Source organism: Pelagibacterium lacus (genome assembly GCF_003345525.1).
Lineage (GTDB): Bacteria > Pseudomonadota > Alphaproteobacteria > Rhizobiales > Devosiaceae > Pelagibacterium > Pelagibacterium lacus.
Genome location: NZ_QQNH01000012.1, coordinates 37439 through 61038 on the forward strand (window position 1 = coordinate 37439; position 23600 = coordinate 61038).

Consider the following 23600-nt stretch of genomic DNA (forward strand, 5'->3'; position numbering starts at 1 on the left):
CCGCCAGACAAAGGGAAGCGAACATGACGCAATCGAGCAAGTTCTTCGACGATCTGGGGCGGCTGATGAACGATGCCGCTTCGGTGGCCGACGGCGTAAGGCGCGAGGCCGAAACGGCGTTCCGCGGGCAGATGGAGCGCGTGGTCAACGACCTCAACCTCGTCAAGCGCGAGGACTATGACGCACTGCGCGAACTCGTCGCCACGCAGGGCGAGGAGATCGAGGCGCTGCGCAAGGAGCTCGATGCCCTGAAATCTGGCGGCAAGACCGCCTGATAGCCATGAAGGTCGCGGTTCTCTCCGACATCCACGGCAATGCCCTGGCGCTCGAGGCGGTGCTGGCCGATATCGACCGGCACGGCGTGGAAAAGATCCTCAATCTCGGGGATCATTTCGCAGGGCCGGTCGAACCGCGCCGGACGGCGGACATGCTGGCCGGACTCGACATGGTGGCGATCACCGGCAACACCGATCGCTATCTGATGGAAGGCGATCACGATGACCTCGACGAAAGCGAGCGCTGGATCGTCGATAAACTGAAGGGCGCGCCGATGGCGTGGCTCGGGTCCCTGCCGGCGACGGCGGTTTATGGCGATGCGATCTTTTTGAGTCACGGAACGCCCCGGTCCGACGAGACCTATTGGCTGGACCGCAAGGCGGGCAAGGGGCGCATGCGGGTTGCGACGCTCGGCGAGGTGGAGGCCGAATTGCCGCGCGAGCGGCTGCCGGTCTATTGCTGCGGACATACGCATGTGGCGCGGGTCGTGACGCTGGATGACGGGACCATCGTGTTCAATCCCGGCTCGGTCGGGCGGCCTTCCTTCACCATGAGCGACCCCGAATCGGCGGCGCGCCTGTCGCCGGCCGCCGCCTATGCCATTGTCGAGCAGTCGGGCGGGAAATGGCACGTCAATCTCGCGCAGGTGGCCTATGACAACATGGCCGCCTCGGCTCTGGCGCAGGCCCATGGCAAGGCGAACTGGGCGGTGGATCTGGCGCGCGGGCGCCAGCGCTGAGGCCCCGACGCGGCCCAAGAAAACCCTGTGAACACGGGGCGAAATTAAGACCTCGTTAACCATGACGCGCCGATCATCCACAAGAGAAATCCGGTTTCGGGCTCGCGTTTATGGGCCCTCCGGGCTGGCTGGGTGTACAGTTGAATCAACGTCGATTCGTACATCCTAGTCCCGGCGTATCGTCCCGTTGCGGAACGGTATTTCGGGTCCGGTCTCGCCGGTTCGGTTGTGCCGCGTAGGGCGTCCGGCAGTTCGGTCGGACGGTCATCATCACCTTGCTCAAGTGTGCGGAGCCAGCCATGTCTCTCTTGGAATTGGAACTCGATCGGACCATTCACCCGGTCGACATCATCGAGCACATAGCCGCGATCAGCGACTGGTCGTTCGAGCGGCAGGACGCCGACGAGATTTCCATTTCGGTCAAGGGCGGCTGGAGCGACTACCACGTCTCGTTCAATTGGATGGAAGAGATGGAATCGCTGCACCTGGCCTGCGCGTTCGATCTCAAGGTGCCCGAGGCGCGGCGCGGGGAAATCAAGCAGCTCATCTCGCTCATCAACGAGCAGTTGTGGATCGGCCATTTCGACATCTGGAACAAGGAAGGCGTGGTGCTGTTCCGCAATTCGCACCTGTTGTCGGGAGGCGCGGAAGTCTCGCCGCAGCAATGCGAGGCGCTGCTGCGCTCGGCGACCGAGAGCTGCGATCTCTACTACCAGGCCTTCCAGTTCGTGGTCTGGGCCGGCAAGACGGCGCAGGATGCACTGGCCGAAGTCATGTTCGAAACCGTCGGGCAGGCGTGATGCTGTCAGGATCGGGAGGGGTTCTGCTGGTCGGCGCCGGCAAAATGGGCGTGGCGATGGCGGCCGGCTGGCTGCGCGCCGGGCTGTCCGGGCCGGACCTGACGCTGGTCGACCCGCACCCCCATGAGAGCGTGCGCGATTTCGCGGCGAAGAACCGGGCGCGCCTGCAGACGGACCTGCCCCGGGAAACGCCCCGGGCGGTCATCCTGGCGGTGAAACCGCAGGTGATGGATGCGGTTCTGGCGCAGGTGAGGACGATCGTCGGACCCGAGACGCTGGCGATTTCCATCGCCGCGGGGATTTCGCTGGCGCGGCTGACCGGAGGCCTGGGCACCGAGCGCGTGGTGCGGGCCATGCCCAATACCCCGGCGCAATTGGGCAAGGGGATTTCTGGCGCCGTCGCCGCCCCGGCCGTGACGGGAGCCGACCGCGATCTGGCCGAGGCGCTGCTGGCGGCGGCCGGCCCGGTGGTATGGTTCGACGACGAGGCGGCCATCGACGCTGTGACCGCCGTTTCGGGTTCGGGGCCGGCCTATGTGTTCCATCTGGTCGAGGCCATGGCGGCGGGCGGCGTCGCGCAGGGGCTCGACCCGGAGCGGGCCATGATGCTGGCGCGGCAGACGGTGATCGGCGCGGCGGCGCTGCTCGAGGCCGATGAAAGCGACGCGGCGCAATTGCGCAAGAACGTCACCTCGCCTAATGGCACGACCCAGGCGGCGCTCGACGTGCTGATGGCCGAGGACGGCCTCGTGGCCCTCATGACCCGGGCGATGACGGCGGCGCGCCAGCGCAGCGAGGAACTGGGCCAATGAGCGGGACCATCGGGTTCGACGATTTTCTCGCGGTCGATATCCGCGTCGGAACCATCCTCGAGGCGAGCCCGTTTCCAGAGGCGCGCAAGCCTGCCTTCATCCTGATGATCGATTTCGGCCCCGAAATCGGGATCAAGAAATCGTCAGCGCAGATCACCGTTCACTACACGCCCGAGGCGCTTGTCGGGCGCCAGGTGATGGCCGTGGTGAACTTTCCGCCGCGTCAGATCGGCCCGATTCGCTCGGAAGTCCTGACCCTGGGCTATGAGGATGCGGATGGGGCGATCGTGCTGGCGGCGGTCGACAAGCCGGTGCCCAATGGCCGAAGGCTGATGTAGCGGACGCGTCTGAATGCTTGTGTTGCCGCGATCACGTGGCATAAAGGAAAACCGATACCATCCCGGACACCGCTCGTGACATCACCTGATTATCCGCACCGCGCTCGTGAACCTCGCCTGATGGGGTTCGCGAGTTCGACGCGTGCCGCCCTCGTGCCGGCCATGAGCCTGGCGCGCTGGCTCATCATCCTGATCCTGCTCGCGTGCGTCTATTTCTTCCATGGCTTCCTTGTCCCGGTGCTGGCGGCGCTGATCATCGGCTTCGCGAGCTGGCCGGTCTACCGCCGGGTCCGCTCGGCCATCGGCGGCAGCCGCACGCTGGCGGCGAGCCTCATGATCGCGGTGATCGTGCTCTTCATCCTCGTGCCCATCCTGATGGCGCTCTCCTATGCTTCCCACGAGGTGCGGTCGCTGATCACCTGGGTGCTGGCCACCAACGCCAATGGCGCGCCGGCGCCGCAATGGTTTGCCACCCTCCCCATGGTAGGGGAGTGGGCCATCGAGCAATGGGACCTCTATATTGGCCGCCCGGGGGCGCTGGGGCAGTATGTGACGGTCATCGGCGGGGCCAATGTCTACAACATCTACCAGACCATCCTCGCGGCGGGCGGCAGCTTTCTCGACCTGGCGCTGAACCTGTTGTTCATGCTGATCGCCCTGTTGTTCGTCTATCGCGACGGCGAGACCTTCGCCTCCCAGCTCGACAAGTTCGGGGAGCGCATATTGCCGACGCGCTGGCAGAGACTGTCGCGGGTGGTGCCCGCGACGATCAGCTCGACGGTGACCGGCATGACCATCATCGCCATCGGCGAGGGCATCGTCCTGGGCATCGCCTACTGGCTGGCCGGGGCGCCGTCGCCGGTGCTGCTGGGCGTCATCACCGGCGTCGCCGCGATGATCCCCGGCGGTGCGCCGCTCTCGTTCACGCTGGTCTCGGTCTATCTGGCGGCCAGCGGATCGGTGTTCCAAGGGATCGCGTTGTTCCTGTGGGGCTCGATCGAATTGTTCATCGTCGACAAGACGCTGCGGCCCAAGTTGGTGGGCGGCCCGATCAAGCTGCCCTTCCTGCCGACATTCTTCGGCCTCGTGGGCGGGGTCAAGACCATGGGCTTTGTCGGCCTGTTCGTCGGCCCGGTGCTGATGGCGCTGCTGGTCTCGATGTGGCGCGAATGGGCGCGCGATCTCGACCAGGCCGACGCGGAGGGCGGGCAGGGGATCGCCGTGCCGCCCGAGCCCGAGGTCCTCGCGTCAGGCGAAGCCGGAAGCCAGCAGGCCGAGAAGCAGGACGCCTAGGGCGACGCGATAGACCACGAAGGGCGTGTAGGACCGGCTCTTGAGCCAGTTCATCAGCACCGTGATGGCGACCATGGCGAACAGGAAGGCCAGCACGCCGCCGAACAGGGCTTCGCCGGTGAGGTCGGAATTACCGCTGCGCGCCATTTCGATGCCGGCCAGCAGCCCCGCTCCGAGAATGGTGGGGATCGAGAGCAGCATGGCGACCCGGGCCGAGAGCGGGCGATCCAGTCCGGCAAAGCGCCCCGCCGTCATGCAGATACCCGAGCGGGACACGCCGGGGATGATGGCGATCAGTTGCGCGAAGCCGATGATCAGCGCATCGCGGAACGAGAGCGATTCAATGGTGGTCTTGAGCTGGGGGCGGCGGTCGGCGAAGTAGAGCAGCACGCCGAAGACAAGGGTGGTCCAGGCGATGATCGGCAGGGAGCGGCCGTAATCGGTGATCAGATCCTTGGCGAGAAAGGCCCCGACCACGATGGGCAGCGAGGCGACGATCACCACCAGCAGCAGGCGGAAGCGCGCGCCGCCCTTGCCGGTGACGCCATCCACCAGCCCCATGAAGAGCGCTGCGATATCGCGGCGGAAATAGAGCAGAACCGCACCGAGCGTACCGACATGCAGGGCAATGTCGAAGGCCAGTTCCTCGGCGGGCGTCATGGTACTCGAGGCGACGCCGAGGGTTTCGAGCAGCCAGCGACCGAGGATGAGATGGGCCGAGGAACTGATCGGCAGGAACTCGGTCACGCCCTGCACGAGGGCGAGGAAAATGGTCGAAACGATATCCACGAAGAAAGGTCCTATGAGGAGGAGTCGGACAGGCGCAGGGTTTTGAGAAGCTGGTGATCGCTGCGCTCGGTCATTTCGGCAAAGAAGCGCTTGACGTTTTCGCGGGATTGCTCGGGCAGGCTGGCAAAGGCGCTGTCGATGCGCCGGGCCTGGGTGGCGCTCAGCACCTCGAAAAAGTCGCGGCCCTTCTCGGTGGGAAACAGCAGGCGCTGGCGGCGGTCGGTTTCCCCATGGCGCTGGGCGACATAGCCGCTGTCGATCAACTGGCGCAGGACGCGCGCAAGGCTCTGCTTGGTGATGCGCAGGATGTCGAGCAGGTCGGCCACGGTCATGCCGGGACGCAAATTGACGAAATAGATCACCCGGTGATGGGCCCGTCCGAACCCCTGCATTTCGAGAAGCGCATCGGCATCGCGGACGAAATCCCGATAGGCGAAAAAGAACAGACCCATGATATCGATCGGCATCTCGGGGAAATCGTAGATCGCCGAATTTATGTCAGTCTTATTGACATTAATTGAGTGAACTGCCATCGTCCTTCCAACACGCTTCGACCTCAGCCGACTTATCACAGAGCCGCTTTGGTTTGCCAAGTGGCCAGGGAATGCTGCATTATGGCCGAAGCGCGCGCAACGTGCCAATGGAACGAATTTCGGGAGAATAAAATGGCCACCGTGCCAATGGATCAGCGAGACGGATGGATCTGGTACAATGGCGAGATGGTGCCCTGGAAGGACGCCAAGTTGCATGTGCTGACCCATGGTTTGCATTACGCGAGCAGCGTGTTCGAGGGCCAGCGCGCCTATGGCGGGGAAGTCTTCAAGCTGCGCGAGCATACCGAGCGGCTGATCGCTTCGGGCAAGACGCTCGACTTCACCATCCCGTTCAGCGCCGACGAGATCGACGAGGCCTGCCGCGAGGTGCTGTCCAAGAATAATCTGGTTGACGCCTATATGCGCCCCATCGCCTGGCGGGGCTCGGAAACCATCTCGGTGCCGGCGCGCGACAACAAGGTGCATGTGGCCATCGCCGCCTGGGTGTGGCCGAGCTATTTCTCGACCGAGGAGCGCCTTAAGGGCATCCGCCTGTGCTGGGCCGACTGGAAGCGCCCCTCGCCGGAGACCATTCCGTGCAAGGCCAAGGCGGCGGGTCTTTACATGATCTGCACCCTCTCCAAGCACGCGGCGATGGACAAGGGCTATGCCGATGCGCTGATGCTCGACTATCGCGGCTATGTAGCCGAGGCAACCGGGGCCAATGTGTTCTTCGTCAAGGGCAAGGAAATCACCACGCCGACGCCGGATTGCTTCCTCGACGGCATTACCCGCCGCACCGTGATCGGGCTGGCCAAGGCGGCCGGCTATACGGTCACCGAGCGTCATATCAAGCCCGAAGAGCTGACCCAGTTCGACGAGTGTTTCCTCACCGGAACCGCGGCGGAAGTGACCCCGGTGTCGGAAGTGGGCGAATACAGCTTCACCCCGGGCGAGGCCTGCCGCACGCTGGTCGAAGCCTATATGGCCGAAGTGCAGCCCAAGCAGGCGGCTGCGGAGTAAAGTCCGGAACAATCGTAGGGTTTACGAGGCCGGGACGTTTCCCGGCCTTTTTCATTGGCCGCCCGGGTGTGTGGTCAATCCCAGCGGGCCTTGGCGTCGTCGTCGCTGCTCCTGGCGTCTACCCAGCTTTCGCCGCCGGGGCGCTGTTCCTTCTTCCAGAAGGGGGCGGTGGTCTTCAAGGTGTCCATGATGAAATTGGCGCCGTCGAAGGCGGTCTGGCGGTGGGGGGCGAGGGTCATCACCTGCACGATGGGCTCGCCGGGGCGGAGCGTGCCGAAGCGATGGATGATCTCGGCGTCGAGCAGCGCGAAGCGCGCCATGGCGTCGCGGCGCAGGTTCTCGAGCTGGCGCCGGGCCAGCGCCGGGTAGTGTTCGAGCGTCATGGTGGTGATGGGATCGTCCGGGCTCGAGCGGACAAGGCCGGTGAAGGTGACAGCGGCGCCGGCCCCGGCGCCCCGTTCGAGAAAGGCATTGGAGAGGGCGCCGGGATCGAAAGCCTGCGCTTGCAGCGTGACGCCCAATTCAGCCTCCCGTCATCGGAGGGAACAGCGCCACGGTCGTGGCGCCGCCGAGCGGAGTCGCGTGGTCGACCAGTTCGTCGTCGATGGCGGCGTGGATCAGCGCCCGATTGGTGGTGGCCAGCGCAAAGCCTTCGTCCTCGCCGCTCAGCCAGTCGATCAGATCGGCGATAGTGGTGACGCTCGTGGGGGGCGAGACGACGTCGAAATCGCGTCCCAGCCGCTCGCGCAGCCAGGCGAAATAGAGAATCTTCACAACACCTCCTCTTCGGTTCTGAAGTGGCGGGTCACCCCGGTCCAGTATTGCCAGCCCGTATAGGCGGTGAGGGCGGCGGCGAGCCAGAGCAGGATGTCGGTCACTTCGCGCATGCCCGGGATCAGCGGCTCGGCGATGACGAAAGCCAGGGCGACGAGCTGGGTGGCGGTCTTGTATTTGGCCAGCTTGGTCACCGGCACGACGATTTTCTCGGTGCCCATGAATTCGCGCAGGCCCGAGACGAGGATTTCGCGCAGCAGGATGATCGTGGCGGGGATGAGGTCCCAGCCGCCGAAGCTGCTATCGAAGCAGAACACCAGAAGGAGGGCTGCGACGAGGAGCTTGTCGGCGATCGGATCGAGCATGCGGCCGATGGGGGAGACCGACCCGTATCTGCGCGCGTAATAGCCGTCGAGATAGTCGGTGACGGCGGCGGCGACATAGAGGATCAGCGCCAGCCAGCGCAGGAAATTGTTGTCGGCGAGGATGAGGAGCATGATGACCGGCACGGCGACGATGCGCGCATAGGTCAGATAGTTGGGGAGCTTGGCCATGTCGAAGCCGTTGTCGTCGGTCATGCGGGAAAACTCCGGAGGTTGGTGGTCTGGCTTGGCATGGCGGTCATCTTTGGTTGAAATGATCGTAGATCATCTGGGCCATGGCGGTCGAGATGCCGGGGAGGGCGGCGAGGTCGGCGACCGAGGCGCGGGAAACCGCCTTGGCGGAGCCGAAATGCTGCAGCAGCGCCCGCTTGCGCGTCGGGCCGATGCCGCCGATTTCGTCGAGCGGGTTCTTGACCATGTCCTTCTTCCGTCTGGCCCGATGCGTGCCGATGGCGAAGCGGTGGGCTTCGTCGCGCAGGCGCTGCACGTAATACAGCACCGGATCGCGGGCCGGGAGCATGAAGGGCTCGCGACCCTCCATGAAGAAAGTTTCCCGCCCCGCATTGCGTTCCTCGCCTTTTGCAATGCCGATCACCATCACCTCGCGCGGCAGGTTCAGCTCGGCCAGCACCGACTTGACCGCATTGGTCTGGCCGGCGCCGCCATCGATGAGCAGCACGTCGGGCCAATCGGGCATGCCGGTGGCGTCGTCCTCGGCATCGACCTCGCTTTCGGCGGCGAGGCGGGTGAAGCGGCGGGACAGCACCTCGCGCATCATGCCGAAATCGTCGCCGGGGGTCAGCTCTTTCGATTTGATGTTGAAGGTGCGGTAATGCTTCTTGGAGAGGCCTTCGAGCCCCGCCACCACCATGGCGCCCACCGCATTGGTGCCCTGGATGTGGGAGTTGTCGTAGACTTCGATGCGGCGCGGGGTTTCGGCCAGCCCGAAGGTCTCCGCCATGGCGTCGAGCAGCTTGCGCTGGCTGGCGGAATCGGACAGGTGCCGGCCCAGCGCCTCGCGGGCGTTGTTGAGGGCGTCCTCGACGAGGGCGCGCTTTTCGCCGCGCCGGGGCGTTTCGATCCGCACGGCGCGTTCGGCCCGCTCGGTCAGCGCCTCGCGCAGCACCTCGCCCTCGGCCAGCTCTTCGGAGAGCAGGACCAGTCGGGGCGGGACACGGTTTTCATAGAATTGCGCGATGAAGGCTTCGAGCACTTCGGCATTGGTGCTGGTGTCGTCGGCGCGGGGATAGAAGGCGTAATTGCCCCAGTTCTGATAGGCGCGGTAGAAGAAGACCTGCACGCAGAAATTGCCCGCCTCGTTGTGGATGGCAAAGACGTCGGCCTCGGCGACGGTCTGGGAGGCCATGCCCGAACCCTGGATGAGGGCCAGCGCCCCGAGACGGTCGCGCAGCAGCGCGGCGCGTTCAAAATCGAGCGCTTCGGCGGCGGCGTTCATGTCCTTTTGCAGATGGTCCTGAACCGCCTTGGACTTGCCCGAGAGGAAGTCGCGGGCCTCCTCGACGAGAAGGGCGTAGTCTGGGATGGAGATGACGCCGGTGCAGGGCGCCGAGCAGCGCTTGATCTGGTGCTGCAGGCAGGGGCGGGTGCGCGCGGCATAGAAGCTGTCCGAGCAATTGCGCAGCAGGAAGGCCTTTTGCAGCGCGGCGATGGTGCGGTTGACGGCGACCGCCGAGGCGAAGGGGCCGAAATAATGGCCTTTGCGGCGGCGGGTGCCGCGGTGCTTGGTGAGCTCTGGAGCCTCGTGATCAGTGGCGATCAGGATATAGGGGAAGGTCTTGTCGTCGCGCAGCAGCACGTTGAAGCGTGGGCGCAGGCGCTTGATCATATTGGCTTCGAGCAGCAGCGCCTGGGCCTCGGTCTCGGTGCGTACGAATTCCATCGAGCGGGTGGCCGAGATCATGCGGGCGATGCGGACCGAATTGCCCTCATAGCGGGTGTAATTGGTCACCCGCGCCCTGAGATTGCGCGCCTTGCCCACATAGATCACGTCGCCCTTTTCATCGAGCATGCGGTAGACCCCCGCCCCGGTGGGCAGGGTCCTCACGAATTTGCGGATGATGTCGGGGCCGGTAAGCTCGGGCTGGTCGGTCATTGCTGGCGTGGGGTGGGCGCGTTGCGGGCGCTCCATTCGAGGTGTTCGCCGCCATCCAGGGCCAGCATCTGGCCGGTCATGGAGGGCAGCGCGAGGATGGCGAGGACGCCCTGGGCGATCTCGTCGGGATCGGCGGCGGTTTGCAGCGGCAGGCGGCGGCGCGAGGCAGCGAACTCCGCCGCGCTCTGGCGGGTATTGGCGAGGGTGGGGCCGGGGCCGATGGCGTTGACGCGGATATGGGGCGCGAGGGACTGCGCAAGGGTTCGGGTGGCGGTCCAGAGCAGGGATTTCGACAGGGTGTAGGAAAAGAAATCGGGTGAGAGCGAGAGGACGCGCTCATCGATGATGTTGACGATATTACCGGTTTCGCCCCCGGGCAATTGGGCGGCGAAATCGCGGGCGAGGAAAGCGGGGGCCTCGGCATGGACGGCCATATGCAGGTCCCACAGGTCTTCATGCAGGGTCTGGGCGCTGTCGGGCTCGAAGATCGAGGCATTGTTGACCAGCAGATTGAGCGGGCCGAACGGTGCCGCGGCCTGGGCGATCAGGCCCATGCGTTCGGTGCGCCGGGAAAGGTCGGCCCTGACCAATGCGGCCTGCCCGCCATCGGCGCCGATGGCGTCGGCCAGCTCCTCTGCCTTTTCCCCCGAGGAGCGATAATGGATGATGACGGCATAGCCTTCGCTGGCCAGCCGGCTGGCGATGGCGGCACCGATGCGGTCGGCGGCTCCGGTGACCAGCGCTACGCCTTTCATAGTCAGCTCCATGTGTCTCGGACTGCTCTGGAGATAGGCAGAACGGACCGGAAACGCAACCGGCGGTTTTACCCGCCCCGGCGGCGCAGCAGGGCGACCAGCCACATGAGCCCGCCCGTGGCGAGGCAAACAAGGCCCAGGGGGGCGACCGAGAGGCTGAGGAGGACCGGGACGGCGGAGGGACCATGCGGGAAGAACAGGGCCATCACGAGGGCAGGGAGCAGGCCGATGGCGGTCAGCAGGGCGCCCAATTGCAGGAAAGCGGTCCCCCAGCGCTGCAAGCTCATCGTGATCTCCCGCCGACATGTTCGGACCAGCCTAACCCGGCGAAGGTGAGCGGGACCTGAACGGGCTGCCTATTTCAGCCCCAGAATCGCTCCCGCGATATAGACCAGCACCCCGGCGGCGATGAGGGCGAAGGGGATGAGGATGAAGCCCGAGAGCAGCCAGCCCATGCCCTCGGGCAGGTGCATGGCGTTGCGGGCCAGGCCATTGGCGGCCATCCGTTCGAGGGCGATGGCGCCCATGCCGGAAAACATGAGGCCGGAGGCGAGCTTGACATAGGATTTCATCGGCAGGGCCTCCGGGCCGGTCGTTGGGCGTTCGCGAGAGCCTAGCATATCGTATCGGTGCCGGTGCAAAGCAAGCCGGCCGGAGCGCGGGGCTCCGGCCGGCCTGGTGCGGATCGCGGACCGGCATCAATTGCCGATGCAGAAATATCCGTTGGGACCCTGGTAGCAGACCTGGCTGTTATTGGGCGGCACGGGGTGCGGGCGTGGAGGCTGCGGCGTCCAGTGCGGCGGCTGTGGGCGCGGGGGCTGCGGATTCCAATGGGGCGGACGCGGCGGATAGGGGTTCCAGTGCGGAGGCCGCGGCGCCGGGTTCCAGGTGGGCGGCTGCGGGCGCGGGGGCTGCCAGTTGCTGCCGGCCTGGCGCAGATAGTTCTGCGAGGTCCAGCCGGTGGTGCCCCAGCGGTCGCCGGTCTTGATGAAGCACCAGCCCGAGCGGCAATATTCCACGTCGACGAGCTGGTTGCGCTGCAGGACGTCGACCACGCGATAATTGGTGCCGGGGCCGGAGCGGACATTGACCGAAGTCGTGGCGAAAGCTTCCCAGGCGAATGCGCCGGCGGTCATCGCCATGACCATCATGGCGGCGATGCCGCCCTTTATTGCATTTTTACCGAGAGCCATCTGACTTCTCCTTGCATGAGTTCGGCAGTTCGACCTGCCTTACCCGACATAATGCCCAAGCCACCTGAACCGGCGCTGAATGTTAAATTTAGGTAAGGTTTGGGTAGGAGAGGGATGCAAGGGGCGTCGGTGACGGTCGAGAGTCAGCGCCCCCTCATCCGTCTCGGACCTTGCGGTCCGATCCACCTTCTCCCACGAGGGGAGAAGGGAGTCCGTGGGGCATGCGCAGAGCTTTCCTTCTCCCCTGGTGGGAGAAGATGGCCGCGAAGCGGTCGGATGAGGGGGGCTCTGAGGTGCTGGGACCAGCCGAACCCTATCCCCCCGGACCCTCCAGCGCATCCATTTCCATCTCCCGCAGCTTCTTAATCTCATCGCGGAGCCGCGCTGCCTGTTCGAATTCGAGGTTCGTCGCCGCCTCGCGCATCTGGTGTTCGAGGTCCTTGATCACGGCGGCGAGGTTGGCGCCCACGGGGACCGTGTCGCGGCCGTCCTTGCCCGGGCGGATTTTTACCGAGACATGGTCGCGCTCATAAACCGAATCCACGATGTCGTTGATGCGGGCCTTGACTGATTGCGGAGTGATGCCGTGCGTTTCGTTATAGGCCAGCTGCTTTTCGCGGCGGCGATTGGTTTCGGCCAGCGCGCGTTCCATCGAACCGGTGATGGTGTCGGCGTAAAGGATCACCTTGCCGTCGACATTGCGGGCGGCGCGGCCGATGGTCTGGATCAGCGAAGTCTCCGAGCGCAGGAAGCCCTCCTTGTCGGCGTCGAGAATGGCGACGAGGCCGCATTCGGGGATATCGAGCCCCTCGCGCAACAGGTTGATGCCGACCAGGACGTCGAAATTGCCGAGCCGCAGGTCGCGGATGATCTCGATGCGCTCGATGGTGTCGATGTCCGAATGCATGTAGCGCACGCGGATGCCCTGCTCGTGCATGTATTCGGTCAGGTCCTCGGCCATCTTCTTGGTGAGCACCGTGACCAGGGTGCGGTAGCCCTTGCTGGTGGTCTGGCGAATCTCGTCGACCACGTCATCCACCTGATTGGTGGCGGGGCGAATCTCGACCACGGGGTCGGTGAGGCCGGTGGGGCGGATCACCTGCTCGGCGAAGACGCCGCCGGTCTGCTCCATCTCCCAGCCGCCGGGGGTGGCCGAGACATAGACTGTCTGCGGCCGCATGGCGTTCCATTCCTCGAAGCGCAGGGGGCGGTTGTCCATGCAGGAGGGCAGGCGGAAGCCGTATTCGGCGAGCGTCGCTTTGCGCCGCAGGTCGCCGCGATACATGGCGCCCAACTGGCCGATGGTGACGTGGGATTCGTCGACGAAGACCAGGGCGTTGTCAGGCAGATATTCGAACAGCGTCGGGGGCGGCTCGCCGGGCTTGCGGCCGGAGAAATAGCGCGAATAGTTCTCGATGCCGGCGCAGGAGCCGGTGGCTTCCATCATTTCGAGGTCGAACAGCGTGCGCTGCTCGAGGCGCTGGGCCTCAAGGAAGCGGCCCATGCCGTTGAGCTCCTGCAGGCGCGCCTGGAGCTCTTTCTTGATCTCCTTGATGGCCGCGTTCATCGTGGTGCGGGTGGTCACGTGGTGGGAGTTGGCGAAGACGCGCACGGCGGTCAGCTCGGCCGATTTCTTGCCGGTGAGCGGATCGAACTCGACGATGGCTTCGATCTCGTCGCCGAACAGGGTGATGCGCCAGGCGGCGTCCTCATAGTGGGCAGGAAAGATCTCGATGGTGTCGCCGCGCACCCGGAAGGTGCCGCGCACGAAGCCCAGATCGCCGCGCTTGTATTGCAGGGCGACCAGTTCGGCGAGCAGGTCGCGCTGGTTGATACGCTGGCCCTTTTCGAGCCAGATGGTCATGGCGGTATAGTCTTCCACCGAGCCGATGCCATAAATGCAGGAGACCGAGGCGACGATGATCACATCGTCGCGTTCGAGGATCGCGCGGGTGGCCGAGTGGCGCATCCGGTCGATCTGCTCGTTGATGGTGGATTCCTTCTCGATATAGGTATCGGTGCGCGGGACATAAGCCTCGGGCTGGTAGTAGTCGTAATAGGAGACGAAATACTCCACCGCGTTGTCGGGAAAGAAATTCTTGAACTCGCCATAGAGCTGGGCGGCCAGCGTCTTGTTGGGGGCGAGGATCAGGGCCGGGCGATTGGTGCGGGCGATCACCTGGGCGGCGGTGAAGGTCTTGCCCGAACCGGTGACGCCGAGCAGTACCTGGTCGGTTTCGCCATTGGAGATGCCCTCGACCAGCTCGGCGATGGCGGTGGGCTGGTCGCCGGCCGGGGTATATTCGGTCTCGAGACGGAAGGGGATGCCGCCCCGGTCCTTTTTCAGCGCGGCGGGACGGTGGGGCTTCCAGGCCTCGTTGCCCTCGACCTCCTTGCGGCCCTCGGCGATGATCTTTTCCAGCGCGGCGACGGTGGCCGAGACGCCGGAAGGGGTCGACTGCACCGTGGCGGGAGAATGGAACCCGGCCTGGGGCGCCTCGGCAAAGCCATCGAGATTGGTCGGACGCTCGACGGAATTGGCCTTGGACTTGGGAGCCTTGAGACTCATGCCCGTCGCTTCGCTCCGGGCGGTTTTCTTGTCCTCGCGCCGGACGGGCTGGCCCGTCGCCTCCGAGCGTCGGGACTTGCCGCCGGCCGCCGCGCTGATGCGGCGGGCATTGGCCTGGGCGTTGTCCTTGCCCTTGCCGGCGAGGCGCATGGTTTCCTGCGCTTCGGCCTGCTCGGCTGCGGCGCGATCCTCGCGATCCATGCGGCGCTTGTTGCGCAGCCGCTCCTGGGGGAGCGGTTTTGAAGACTGTGCATCCTCGGCCTTTTCGATCTCGCGGATGAAATCGTCGATGGAGAAATCAGCCTTCTGCGGCCGGCCGGCGGAGGGGGATTTTTTCTCGGAGGTCATGGAGCACCATATCGGTCCGGAGGTAGAGCGATTCAATAGCATCTATAGAACACAATGGGAACGGTTTCGGGCGCGCGAAGGCGATCGGTCGCGCAGCCAAAGCGGACTGGCTGCCCCTTCCGCGCTATCGGTTTTTCATTCCCGCGTTCTTTTTCAGATGCGTGCGGTTATAGGCGATGGCCGCGCGGATGAGGGCGATGAGCGCGGCTTCGTCGAGGTCCTCGGGGGCGAAGAGGTCGATGGAGCGGCGGGTGGCGCCGGTGTCCTTGCCGTTGAAAAGGCTGGCCGGGTCGGGGAGGGCGGCGCCATGGGCAAAGGTGATCTTGATCTTCTGCTTGTGTGGATTGGCCACGGCGACGAGGCCGTCGCAGGACCAGGTGGGGCTGCCCATCCACTTCCATTCCTCGATCATCGCATCGTCGGCGGCGAGAAAGCCCTGCCGGACCCTGGCGAGCAGGGGGCCACGCCAATCCTCGAGACCGGCAATCATGGCGTCGATCTTTTCGGCGGCGGTGTCGGTCAAAATTTCTCTCCCGGCAGTTGGGCCGCCTGGCGGACCCAGTCGGCGAACTGGGTGTCGAAATCGTCGCCTTCATAGATATCGAGATATCGGACCTGGGGGTATTTCGAGGTGCCGGCGGGCTGCGGTTCGAGCGCGGCGCCATCGGGGAAGGTGACCTTGATGTATTTGGTCATGCAGTGGAAGCTGGCGAACCAAGTCGCCTCGGTCGTGCCGTAGAAGGGCGAATTCCAGCGCACCTTCTTTTTCACATCGGGCACTTCGCGGGTGATGATGGCATCGAGCCGGCGGCCGATATCGGACTTCCACTCGGGCATGGCGGCGATATAGGCCTGCACCGGGCTGTCGCCATCGCCCTTGGGGATTTGCGGATTGCCGCCCGAGAGCAGGATAACCCCATCGGCATTGGGCTTGAGGGGTGGGCGGGGTTTTGACGGAGCGGCTTTCTTTCCGGGCATGGGTCAGGCCTTTTTCCAGCGCGCCATAAAGAGCAGTGCGAACAGACAATAGCCCCCAAGCCATAGGCGGGAACAGGGGCGGGAGCGTGGCGGGCTCAATCGAGCCCGGCCACCACTTTTTCGAGATTGGCGAGGTGTTCGGTCCAGCCATATTTCGCGCCGCCCAGGGCCTGCTTCTGGTCGGGGCGGAAGCCGGTCTGCTCCATGCGGACCTGGGTGCCGCCGGCGGTGGGCGTCAAGGTGAAGGTCACCGTGCTTTTCAGCGCATAGAGCGGGTCTTCATTGTGATGATCCCAGGTGTAGGAGAGGGTGGTGTGCGGCGCGATGGCCAGCACCTTGCACTCCACCCCGCCCCAATCGCCGGTGAGGGTGAAGCTGTGGCCGATCTCGGGCTTGAAGGTGGACTTCATCAGCCATTCCTCCATCAGATGGGGCTGGGTGAGGGCGCGCCAGATCCTTTCCGGCGGATAGGGAATCTCGCGCTCGACCACGACGGTGCGGATTTCGGGGGTGTCGGTCATTGATCCATCCTTTGGAGCAGGTCTTCGAGGTCGTCGAAACGGGACTGCCAGAATTCGGTCATCTCGCGGGTCCAGTCGGTGAGGGGGGCCAGGGCCCCGATTTGTGCGCTGTAATGGGTCTTGCGACCGGCCTGGCGGTCGGTGACGAGGCCGGCGCGCTTGAGGATGCCCAGATGCCGCGACACCACGGGCTGGGAGACGCCGGCGCGCTCGGTCAGGGCGCCGACGGTCTTTTCGCCCTCGCGGCACAGGCGCTCGAACAGGCCCCGGCGGGTGGAATCGGACAGGGCGCGGAACAGCTCGTCCCGGGTGGCGGACATCGAATTCATACCTCAATGACTATGGATTAACGTATAGCCGAACGGGTATAAATGAGTCAACCGCCCCGGTTCAGGTGCCGGATTTTTCCGCGGCGACGGCGTTGATGAGATCGTCGGGAATGTCGTCGAAGCTGGCGTAGTTCATGGTGTAGAGGCGGGCGTACAGGCCTTTGCGCTCCATGAGCTGGTCGTGATTGCCCTGCTCGATCAACTCGCCATTCTGCAGCACGATGATCCGGTCGGCGCCGCGGATGGTGGCGAGGCGGTGGGCGATGACGAGGCCGGTGCGCCCGTCCAGCAATGTCTCCAGCGCCTTCTGGATCTGGCGTTCGGTGTAGGAGTCGATATTGGCGGTGGCTTCGTCGAGAACGAGGATTTTCGCATCTGCCACCAGAGCGCGGGCGAAGCTGAGCAATTGGCGCTGGCCGAGCGAGAGATTGGAGCCGCGCTGTTCGAGCACGGTGTCATAGCCATCGGGTAGCCGGGTGATGAACTCATGCGCCCCCACCGCCGTCGCGGCGGCGATCACGTCCTCGAGGGTGGCGCCGGCCTTGTTGTAGCGGATGTTCTCGGCCACCGTGCCGGTGAACAGGAATGGTTCCTGCAGCACCATGGCGACCTGTTGCCCGAGCGATTCTTGGGCCACGTCGCGCACGTCATGGCCGCCGACGCGCACGGCGCCGGACTGGACGTCATAGAAGCGATGGACGAGGGCCATGGCGCTGGTCTTGCCCGAACCGGTGGGACCGATCAGGGCGACGGTCTCGCCGGGATTGACGTGGAAGGAGACGTTTTTCAGCACCGGATATTTCGGATTGTAGCCGAACACCACATCGTCGAAATCGACCGAGCCGTCCATGTCGCGGGTGAGGGCGATGGCGCCGGGCCTGTCGGCGATAGTCACCGGGACGTCGAGTACCTCGGTGATGCGCCGGCCCGAGGTCATGGCCCGCTGCATGATGGAATATTGCATGGTCAGCGAGCGGATGGGATCGAAGAAGCGCTGGATATAGAACAGGAAGGCCACGACGACGCCGACCTGCAGGCCGCCATTGAGCACCAGCGAACCGCCGACCACGATGACGGTGGCCATGGAGATCCCCGTCAGGGTGTCGACGATGGGCACCATCACCTGGGCGTAGCGCGAGCCGGTGAGCTGGGTTTTGAGATTGCCCCAGGCCTTGTCGTCATAGAGGTGGAAATTGACCTTCTGGCGGTCGAGATTCTGGATGGTGCGCACCCCGTTGATGCCCTCGGCCATGGCGCCATTGGTGGCCGAATTGGTCTCGTGCGCGGCCCAGAAGGCGCGCTTGGCGGGCGGGAGCCAGAAGATGCGGACCACGAACAGGGCCGGCATGGTGGCGAGGGTGAGCAGGCCCAGGCCCCAATCGAGGCTGAGTAATACCGTGACGATGCCGAACAGCAGGACCAGGTCGCCGATGGAGACCACCGAGGTCTCGAGGAATTCCTGCATGGAGTTGACGTCGCCCTGCAGGCGGCTCATCAGCCGCCCGACCTCGGTCTTGTCCATGAAGCTCAGGGAGACTTCCTGCAAGCGCTTGAACATGGCGCGGCGCATGTCGAACAGCACGTTCTCGGCTACGTTGCCCACCTGCTTTTCCTGCACCCAGGAGGCGATGAAATTGAGGCTGACCATGGCGGCGAAGGCCAGCACGGCCCAGGCCAGGTCGGTGGCGTCGCCGCCCGCCGCCATGCCGGTGTCGATGGCGTAGCCGATGATCAGCGGAATGGCGAGCTGGGTGGCGGTGAAGACGAGGACGGCGAAGACCGAGAGATAGATGCGCAGGCGATAGGGATGCACGAAGGCCCAGATGCGGCGCACGGTGCGCGGGTCATAAGCCTTGCCGAACACCTCCTCCTCGATATGGGCGCTGCCGACCGTGGCACGGGGCGGGTGCTGGTCGTCGGGATCGGCGATCCGGGGGTCTTCGTCGAGACCGGCGGTGCTCATGGGCGGGCCTCCAGGGCGTCAATGTCTTCGACCGGCCGGGTCTGGAGATCGTGCAGCGCCTTGTAGCGGCCGCCAAGCGCCAGAAGGTCCGCATGGGTGCCCTGTTCGATGATGGCGCCGTCCTCGATGAACAGGATGCGGTCGGCATGCAGCAGCGAGGAGAGGCGATGGGAGATGATGATGGTCACCCGGTTGGCGGCGTAGCGGCGGATGGCCGAACGGATGCGGTGCTCGGTGCCCGCATCGATAGCAGCGGTGGAATCGTCGAAGACCATCACGGCGGGCTTGAGCACCAGCGAGCGGGCGATGGACAGGCGCTGGCGCTGGCCGCCCGACAGCGAGACGCCGCGCTCGCCCACCACCGTATCGTATTCGGCGGGCAGGCCCATGATGTAGTTGTGAAGCTGTGCGCTTTCGGCCGCCTTCTCGATGCGGGTCTCCTTGGCCCAGGGATTGCCATAGGCGATGTTGTTCTCGATCGAGGTGGTGAAGAGGAAAGTGTCCTGCTGCACCACGGCGACCTTGCTGCGCAGCGATTGCAGCGTCACGTCGCGCACGTCCTGCCCGTCGATGCGCACGCTGCCGGTGGTGGCATCGTAAAAGCGGGGGATGAGATGGGCGAGGGTCGACTTGCCCGACCCCGGCGCGCCCACGATGCCGATGGTTTCGCCGGCCCGGGCGGTGAAACTAATATCGCGCAAGGTGGGCTGGGACGCGCCGTCATAGGTGAAGCCGACGCCGTCGAATTCCAGCGTGCCCTCGGTGATGACGAGCTCCCGGGCGCCGGGCCGGTCCTCGATCTCGACCGGGGCGTCGATGAAGGCAAAGAAGCGGTTGCCGCAAGTCGAGGCGCGGGCGAAGGAATTGACCATCAGCCCCAGCTGGCGCACCGGCATCTGCAGGATGGTCATGAAGGTGAGAAAGCTCGCCAGCGTGCCCACCGAGATTTCGCCGGCGATGACCTTGTTGCCGCCGAACCACAGCACCAGCCCCATGGCGGCGAAAAAGGAAAAGGTCATCATCGAGGTGTTGCGCACCCGTGTATTGGTGCGCCGATGGGCAAGGCGCAGCGCCTCGGCCGAGGCGGCGTCGAATTTGTCGAGCTCGTGTTTCTGGCCTGAAAAGGCCCGCACCACCCGGATGCCGCCGAGATTTTCCTCCATGATGCGGGTGAGGACCGAGAGCTTTTCCTGCAAGTCCAGCCAGATCTTGCGCAGGCCGAGCCGGGCGACCGAGGAGCGCCAGGCGACGAAGGGCACGAAGCTCAGGGCGAGCAGGCCGAGCAGGACATCGGTGGAAAGCAGCATCCACGCCCCGACCCCGATGAGGACCGTGAGCAGCACCACGCGGATCAGCCCGGTGGAAAAGAACATGCGGATGCCGTCGAGGTCGAGCAGGCCGACAGTGATCAGATCGCCGGAATGGACCTTGTCGTGATAGGAATAGGACAGGCGCTGCACCTTGTCGTAAAAGGCGAGGCGCAGCTCATAGCCCACGTGATGACCCACGGATTCGGCGAAATAGTTCTGGAACAGCGTGAAGACACCGCGCGCCACCGAGACGGCGAGCAGGGTCAGCGCCGTGGCCCACAGGCCGTTATGGGCGGTGTCGGAGGCGACAGAGACGATATTCTCGGCCTGGTCGATGGCCTGGCCGAGCAGGCGCGGGATCAGCAATTGCAGCAGGGCGGCGATCATGGTCGCCGCGACAGCGATCGTCACCTGCACCGGATGGCGCAGGGAAAGGAAGGTGATGCGCAGCAGGGGGCTGCTGCCCTTTCCGGCATGAGCGGCGGCGACATGGGCCCGGGCGTCGCCACGCGAACGCCTGCGGCCAGCCGTGAGGATGGACACTTTGCTTTCCAAACGTCTTCTGGACACCCGAGGGGAAATCGCGTTCCGATTCGGGCGGATCGACTCCTAGACGCGCATTCAAGGACGAATTGGCGCCTCGTGCAATACGCAATTGTGACTTGACCGGCCTGGGCCGCAAAGCAAAGCCCCCGCCGGGAGGAAAGGGCGGGGGCCGTCGCGAGGAACAAGCTTTGTGAGTATGAGTATTCAGGCAAATGCGCCGGTAAACGCCATTACCGTGACCATCATGGTGACCATGACGGCGCCGGCGGCGGTGCCGATCGACATCTGAATAAGGGTTCGGGCCATTTTCAGCCTCCAGTTTGTCGCCTCTATGCCGTCTTAAACGTGGTGGAAACCCGATTGGTTTCACGCAATGACGGATTCGTGTTTGCCGCACCACATAACCAGCCTGGGGCTGAATGGCGGCTGAACGGATGGTTCAGCCGTGCCCGCCGGCCGGAAAGGCACGGGATTGCCTTGGCTGTCCCGCCTGCCTAGGCATTTTCTTAACCCTTATTCGCGTAAGCAGGACGGGCCCTTGCGACCATTCGGGACGGTGGTCGCGCGGGGCGGGCGAGCAGACCTGACCGAGGGTCGAAGCGGCCATTTTCCGTTGGCGGTTTCCCCTCATCCGGTCATCGGCCGAACATGTTGCCAGCCATGCCGCCGGGGGCGGAAGGGCAATTTGCATGGGGTTTGAAACTATGTTTGCTAAACTGAGCGTCGCCGTCCGGGTTTACGGCGCATTCGGCGCCCTGATCGTGCTGCTGTGCCTGGCCGGGCTGGCCGGGGTCTATGGCGTGCAGCACATGTCGGGGCTGTTGGGCGACTACCGTACCGCGGCGCGGCAGTCCCTGGAGATCAACGACTACAATCGCGACCTTGCCACGGCGCGGCTGCTGTCGACCGAATATCAGCGCGATCCGACGGCGGAAAAGGCCGAGGCGTTGCTGGAGATCATCGACGATGTGCGCACCTATGACGCCGATGGCCTCGCCATCTTCGCCCATGACGCCATTGCGCTGGAAGGGCTGGAGGCGGCGCGCGTCGTCGCGGAGGCCTATTATGACGCCGCCAGCCGGCTGATCACCGCCACCGAGACCAACAATGTGATGGACCGGGTGGCGGTGGCGCGCGAGCTCAATACCATCGGCGACGCGTTGCAGGTCGAATATGACGCGATGATGCAGCGGGCGCAGGACGCCCAGAACACGCTCGGGCCCATCGCCATGGCCGATGCGCAGACCAGCACCTGGGTGGTGGTCGGGATCAGTGGCGCCGCGGTCCTGCTCGGCGGGGCGCTGGCGATCATCATGGGGCGCTGGCTGTCGGGCACCATCGCGGGCATGACGCTGCTCATGCGCCGGCTGGCCGATGGCGATTTCGACCTCGACATCAAGGGCACCGATCGCCAGCACGAGCTGGGCCAGATGGCCAAGGCGTTGCAGGTGTTCCGGGCCAATGGCCAGGCCATGGCCGAGGCCGAGCGGGAGCGTGAGCGCAATGCGCGCGTCGCCGCCGAGCGGGCCCAGATGATGGAGCGCTTCCAGACCGCGTTCGATGCGGTGATCGACGCCTGCGTGGCGGGGGATTTTTCCAAGCGGATCACCCAGAGCTTCGGCGATGCCGACATCGACCGGGTGGCAGGCAATTTCAATTCCATGCTCGATACGGTCAATGCCGGGCTCGGCGAGGCGGGGCAGGTGCTCTCGGCGCTGGCGCGGACCGACCTCACCCAGCGCATGGAGGGCAGCTATCACGGAGCGTTCGCCGCGCTGCGCGACGACACCAATTCGGTGGCCGACAAGCTCACCGAGATCATCGTGCGGCTGCGGACCACCTCGCGCGGGCTGAAGACGGCGACCAGCGAGATCCTGGCCGGGGCCAACGACCTTTCCGAGCGCACGACGCGGCAGGCGGCGGCGATCGAGGAAACCTCGGCGGCCATCGAGCAGCTGACCACCACGGTGCGCGGCAATGCCGAAAAGGCCGAGATCGCCTTCGACAAGAGCCAGTCTGCCGCTGCCTTGGCCAATGATGGCGGCGTGGTGATGGAAAAGGCCACATCGGCCATGGAACGGATCACCAGCTCCTCGGGCAAGATCTCCAACATCATCGGCATGATCGACGACATAGCCTTCCAGACCAATCTTCTGGCGCTCAACGCCTCGGTGGAAGCGGCGCGGGCCGGCGAAGCGGGCAAGGGCTTCGCCGTGGTGGCGGTGGAAGTGCGCCGGCTGGCGCAATCGGCCGCCGACGCCTCCTCGGAGGTCAAGGCGCTGATCGAGCAATCGGGCCGCGAGGTCGGCGATGGCTCGCGGCTGGTCGTTGAAGCGGCGGCCAAGCTCGGCGACATCCTCGTTGCGGTCAAAGAAAACGCCTCGCTGATGCAGGGGATTTCCGAGGCCAATCGCGAGCAGACCACGGCGATCGGCGAGGTTCGCACCGCCATCCAGCAGATGGACGAGATGACCCAGCATAATGCCGCGCTGGTCGAGGAGACCAATGCGGCCATCGAGCAGACCGAGGCGCAGGCCACCGAACTCGACGGCGTGGTCGACATCTTCACCATCGAGGAGAGCGCCCGGAGCGCCGAGGCCGAACGGGCCCAGCCCGCTATGGTGGGCAAGCCGGCCGTACGGGCGGCGGCGCGGTCCTATCTCGCCCAGGGCAATGCGGCCCTCAAGGACGACTGGTCGGAGTTCTGATCAGGATTGCATCGGGAGAACCCGCGCGATCTGGATCGCGCGGGTTTTTCTTGATCGCGTTTCCGAACCGGAAAACCGGGGCCACTTTTCCTGGAAACGCTTTTAGGCCGCCAGTCCGCCGGTGAGGAAAAGCACCGCTGCGAACAGGCCGCACAGGACGGCCCCGGTGAGGGCCGCCACCGTCATGGATACGAATTTCTGCGTCGTCATCTTGTACGACATGGGACCTCCAACACGTAAAGTTCGGCGAGAGCCCCGTCTTCTGCTGAGACGGTCGCTGCTCCAAAACCCTTGTTTTGCGGTTCGCCGGTCCCCGACGCGCGGTTGGGGTCCGGGGCGCCGCGGACGTGCCCCCAAACCGGCGCGTGCGATTGTCGCCAAACAGGATCGCACGACGCCGACGGCATTGCTGCCGTTTGCCGTAAGGACGCCTCAGGAATTGCGCCTCAACGACCGGGCCAGTATGCGCGGTTAACCGGGGGTTGGGGCGCAAACTAAAATTTGCGG

Annotated in this window: 24 protein-coding genes and 1 pseudogene; 8 read left to right on the forward strand and 17 right to left on the reverse strand. The window is 64.8% G+C overall.

The window, feature by feature from the left end; translation table 11 throughout:
• Positions 1–23: 23 nt before the first annotated feature.
• The 6 genes from DVH29_RS09930 (at position 24) to DVH29_RS09955 (ending at position 4258) form a co-directional block, all read left to right on the forward strand.
• Positions 24–275 (forward strand): accessory factor UbiK family protein, encoded by a 252-nt coding sequence (locus DVH29_RS09930; RefSeq protein WP_114646016.1) that lies wholly within the window; start codon positions 24–26, stop codon positions 273–275.
• 5 nt (positions 276–280) lie between these two features.
• Positions 281–1015 (forward strand): metallophosphoesterase family protein, encoded by a 735-nt coding sequence (locus DVH29_RS09935; protein ID WP_114646017.1) that lies wholly within the window; start codon positions 281–283, stop codon positions 1013–1015.
• A 299-nt stretch (positions 1016–1314) separates the two neighbouring features.
• Positions 1315–1815, forward strand: coding sequence for a type III secretion system chaperone family protein (locus DVH29_RS09940; protein WP_114646018.1), 501 nt, complete (start codon positions 1315–1317; stop codon positions 1813–1815).
• Positions 1812–2627, forward strand: coding sequence for a pyrroline-5-carboxylate reductase (gene proC / locus DVH29_RS09945; protein WP_114646019.1), 816 nt, complete (start codon positions 1812–1814; stop codon positions 2625–2627). Before DVH29_RS09940 ends, proC begins: the two co-directional genes overlap by 4 nt.
• Positions 2624–2965 (forward strand): tRNA-binding protein, encoded by a 342-nt coding sequence (locus tag DVH29_RS09950; protein ID WP_114646020.1) that lies wholly within the window; start codon positions 2624–2626, stop codon positions 2963–2965. The genes proC and DVH29_RS09950 overlap by 4 nt, the downstream gene beginning before the upstream one ends.
• A gap of 120 nt (positions 2966–3085) precedes the next feature.
• Positions 3086–4258: an AI-2E family transporter gene (locus DVH29_RS09955; RefSeq protein ID WP_114646021.1), complete on the forward strand. Its 1173-nt coding sequence runs from the start codon at positions 3086–3088 to the stop codon at positions 4256–4258.
• On the opposite strand, the gene DVH29_RS09960 is transcribed toward DVH29_RS09955, so the two are convergent.
• A complete protein-coding gene (locus DVH29_RS09960; RefSeq protein WP_114646022.1) occupies positions 4214–5047 on the reverse strand; it encodes an undecaprenyl-diphosphate phosphatase in 834 nt (277 codons plus the stop codon). The genes DVH29_RS09955 and DVH29_RS09960 overlap by 45 nt on opposite strands.
• A gap of 11 nt (positions 5048–5058) precedes the next feature.
• On the reverse strand, positions 5059–5514 hold the full coding sequence (locus DVH29_RS09965) for a MarR family winged helix-turn-helix transcriptional regulator (protein ID WP_245944945.1): 456 nt from the start codon (positions 5512–5514) through the stop codon (positions 5059–5061).
• A gap of 198 nt (positions 5515–5712) precedes the next feature.
• Between DVH29_RS09965 and DVH29_RS09970 the strand changes: the two genes are divergently transcribed.
• Positions 5713–6603, forward strand: a complete 891-nt coding sequence (locus DVH29_RS09970) for a branched-chain amino acid aminotransferase (protein WP_114646024.1) — start codon at positions 5713–5715, stop codon at positions 6601–6603.
• 74 nt (positions 6604–6677) lie between these two features.
• On the opposite strand, the gene DVH29_RS09975 is transcribed toward DVH29_RS09970, so the two are convergent.
• The 15 genes and pseudogenes from DVH29_RS09975 to DVH29_RS10045 form a co-directional block, all read right to left on the reverse strand.
• Positions 6678–7124, reverse strand: coding sequence for a molybdenum cofactor biosynthesis protein MoaE (locus tag DVH29_RS09975; protein ID WP_114646025.1), 447 nt, complete (start codon positions 7122–7124; stop codon positions 6678–6680).
• A gap of 1 nt (position 7125) precedes the next feature.
• Positions 7126–7377, reverse strand: coding sequence for a MoaD/ThiS family protein (locus DVH29_RS09980; RefSeq protein ID WP_114646026.1), 252 nt, complete (start codon positions 7375–7377; stop codon positions 7126–7128).
• Positions 7374–7955: a CDP-diacylglycerol--glycerol-3-phosphate 3-phosphatidyltransferase gene (gene pgsA, locus DVH29_RS09985; protein ID WP_114646027.1), complete on the reverse strand. Its 582-nt coding sequence runs from the start codon at positions 7953–7955 to the stop codon at positions 7374–7376. Before pgsA ends, DVH29_RS09980 begins: the two co-directional genes overlap by 4 nt.
• 43 nt (positions 7956–7998) lie before the next feature.
• The gene (gene uvrC, locus DVH29_RS09990; protein ID WP_114646028.1) at positions 7999–9909 is read right to left on the reverse strand and encodes an excinuclease ABC subunit UvrC; all 1911 of its coding nucleotides are present in this window, start codon (positions 9907–9909) and stop codon (positions 7999–8001) included.
• Positions 9870–10628 (reverse strand): SDR family oxidoreductase, encoded by a 759-nt coding sequence (locus DVH29_RS09995; protein WP_114646029.1) that lies wholly within the window; start codon positions 10626–10628, stop codon positions 9870–9872. Before DVH29_RS09995 ends, uvrC begins: the two co-directional genes overlap by 40 nt.
• A 68-nt stretch (positions 10629–10696) precedes the next feature.
• The gene (locus DVH29_RS10000; RefSeq protein ID WP_114646030.1) at positions 10697–10915 is read right to left on the reverse strand and encodes a hypothetical protein; all 219 of its coding nucleotides are present in this window, start codon (positions 10913–10915) and stop codon (positions 10697–10699) included.
• A 69-nt stretch (positions 10916–10984) separates the two neighbouring features.
• Complete coding sequence (locus tag DVH29_RS10005; RefSeq protein WP_114646031.1) at positions 10985–11200, reverse strand: hypothetical protein; 216 nt, start codon at positions 11198–11200, stop codon at positions 10985–10987.
• Between the two features lie 126 nt (positions 11201–11326).
• Positions 11327–11821: an SH3 domain-containing protein gene (locus DVH29_RS16400; RefSeq protein WP_158541629.1), complete on the reverse strand. Its 495-nt coding sequence runs from the start codon at positions 11819–11821 to the stop codon at positions 11327–11329.
• A gap of 322 nt (positions 11822–12143) precedes the next feature.
• Positions 12144–14276: pseudogene (gene uvrB / locus DVH29_RS10015) on the reverse strand (excinuclease ABC subunit UvrB); the annotation flags it as partial.
• A 586-nt stretch (positions 14277–14862) separates the two neighbouring features.
• Complete coding sequence (locus DVH29_RS10020) at positions 14863–15261, reverse strand: DUF1801 domain-containing protein (protein ID WP_245944946.1); 399 nt, start codon at positions 15259–15261, stop codon at positions 14863–14865.
• Complete coding sequence (locus DVH29_RS10025) at positions 15258–15716, reverse strand: DUF1801 domain-containing protein (RefSeq protein ID WP_114646033.1); 459 nt, start codon at positions 15714–15716, stop codon at positions 15258–15260. The genes DVH29_RS10020 and DVH29_RS10025 overlap by 4 nt, the downstream gene beginning before the upstream one ends.
• A 95-nt stretch (positions 15717–15811) precedes the next feature.
• Complete coding sequence (locus tag DVH29_RS10030) at positions 15812–16237, reverse strand: SRPBCC family protein (RefSeq protein WP_114646034.1); 426 nt, start codon at positions 16235–16237, stop codon at positions 15812–15814.
• Complete coding sequence (locus DVH29_RS10035; RefSeq protein WP_114646060.1) at positions 16234–16557, reverse strand: ArsR/SmtB family transcription factor; 324 nt, start codon at positions 16555–16557, stop codon at positions 16234–16236. Before DVH29_RS10035 ends, DVH29_RS10030 begins: the two co-directional genes overlap by 4 nt.
• Positions 16558–16627: 70 nt before the next feature.
• Positions 16628–18529, reverse strand: coding sequence for an ABC transporter ATP-binding protein (locus DVH29_RS10040; RefSeq protein ID WP_114646035.1), 1902 nt, complete (start codon positions 18527–18529; stop codon positions 16628–16630).
• Positions 18526–20382 (reverse strand): ABC transporter ATP-binding protein, encoded by a 1857-nt coding sequence (locus DVH29_RS10045; RefSeq protein ID WP_114646061.1) that lies wholly within the window; start codon positions 20380–20382, stop codon positions 18526–18528. Before DVH29_RS10045 ends, DVH29_RS10040 begins: the two co-directional genes overlap by 4 nt.
• Positions 20383–21089: 707 nt before the next feature.
• Between DVH29_RS10045 and DVH29_RS10050 the strand changes: the two genes are divergently transcribed.
• A complete protein-coding gene (locus DVH29_RS10050; RefSeq protein ID WP_158541630.1) occupies positions 21090–23093 on the forward strand; it encodes a methyl-accepting chemotaxis protein in 2004 nt (667 codons plus the stop codon).
• Positions 23094–23600 lie beyond the last annotated feature (507 nt).

Excerpts from the sequence above, each read along its gene's own strand:
- DVH29_RS09930 (WP_114646016.1), top strand. The coding sequence starts at position 24 with ATGACGCAATCGAGCAAGTTCTTCGACGATCTGGGGCGGCTGATGAAC.
- DVH29_RS09935 (WP_114646017.1), top strand. The coding sequence starts at position 281 with ATGAAGGTCGCGGTTCTCTCCGACATCCACGGCAATGCCCTGGCGCTC.
- DVH29_RS09940 (WP_114646018.1), top strand. The coding sequence starts at position 1,315 with ATGTCTCTCTTGGAATTGGAACTCGATCGGACCATTCACCCGGTCGAC.
- DVH29_RS09950 (WP_114646020.1), top strand. The coding sequence starts at position 2,624 with ATGAGCGGGACCATCGGGTTCGACGATTTTCTCGCGGTCGATATCCGC.
- DVH29_RS09955 (WP_114646021.1), top strand. The coding sequence starts at position 3,086 with ATGGGGTTCGCGAGTTCGACGCGTGCCGCCCTCGTGCCGGCCATGAGC.
- DVH29_RS09965 (WP_245944945.1), bottom strand. The coding sequence starts at position 5,514 with ATGCCGATCGATATCATGGGTCTGTTCTTTTTCGCCTATCGGGATTTC.
- DVH29_RS09970 (WP_114646024.1), top strand. The coding sequence starts at position 5,713 with ATGGCCACCGTGCCAATGGATCAGCGAGACGGATGGATCTGGTACAAT.
- pgsA (WP_114646027.1), bottom strand. The coding sequence starts at position 7,955 with ATGACCGACGACAACGGCTTCGACATGGCCAAGCTCCCCAACTATCTG.
- uvrC (WP_114646028.1), bottom strand. The coding sequence starts at position 9,909 with ATGGAGCGCCCGCAACGCGCCCACCCCACGCCAGCAATGACCGACCAG.
- DVH29_RS09995 (WP_114646029.1), bottom strand. The coding sequence starts at position 10,628 with ATGAAAGGCGTAGCGCTGGTCACCGGAGCCGCCGACCGCATCGGTGCC.
- DVH29_RS10000 (WP_114646030.1), bottom strand. The coding sequence starts at position 10,915 with ATGAGCTTGCAGCGCTGGGGGACCGCTTTCCTGCAATTGGGCGCCCTG.
- DVH29_RS10005 (WP_114646031.1), bottom strand. The coding sequence starts at position 11,200 with ATGAAATCCTATGTCAAGCTCGCCTCCGGCCTCATGTTTTCCGGCATG.
- DVH29_RS16400 (WP_158541629.1), bottom strand. The coding sequence starts at position 11,821 with ATGGCTCTCGGTAAAAATGCAATAAAGGGCGGCATCGCCGCCATGATG.
- DVH29_RS10025 (WP_114646033.1), bottom strand. The coding sequence starts at position 15,716 with ATGCCCGGAAAGAAAGCCGCTCCGTCAAAACCCCGCCCACCCCTCAAG.
- DVH29_RS10030 (WP_114646034.1), bottom strand. The coding sequence starts at position 16,237 with ATGACCGACACCCCCGAAATCCGCACCGTCGTGGTCGAGCGCGAGATT.
- DVH29_RS10035 (WP_114646060.1), bottom strand. The coding sequence starts at position 16,557 with ATGTCCGCCACCCGGGACGAGCTGTTCCGCGCCCTGTCCGATTCCACC.
- DVH29_RS10040 (WP_114646035.1), bottom strand. The coding sequence starts at position 18,529 with ATGAGCACCGCCGGTCTCGACGAAGACCCCCGGATCGCCGATCCCGAC.
- DVH29_RS10050 (WP_158541630.1), top strand. The coding sequence starts at position 21,090 with ATGTTTGCTAAACTGAGCGTCGCCGTCCGGGTTTACGGCGCATTCGGC.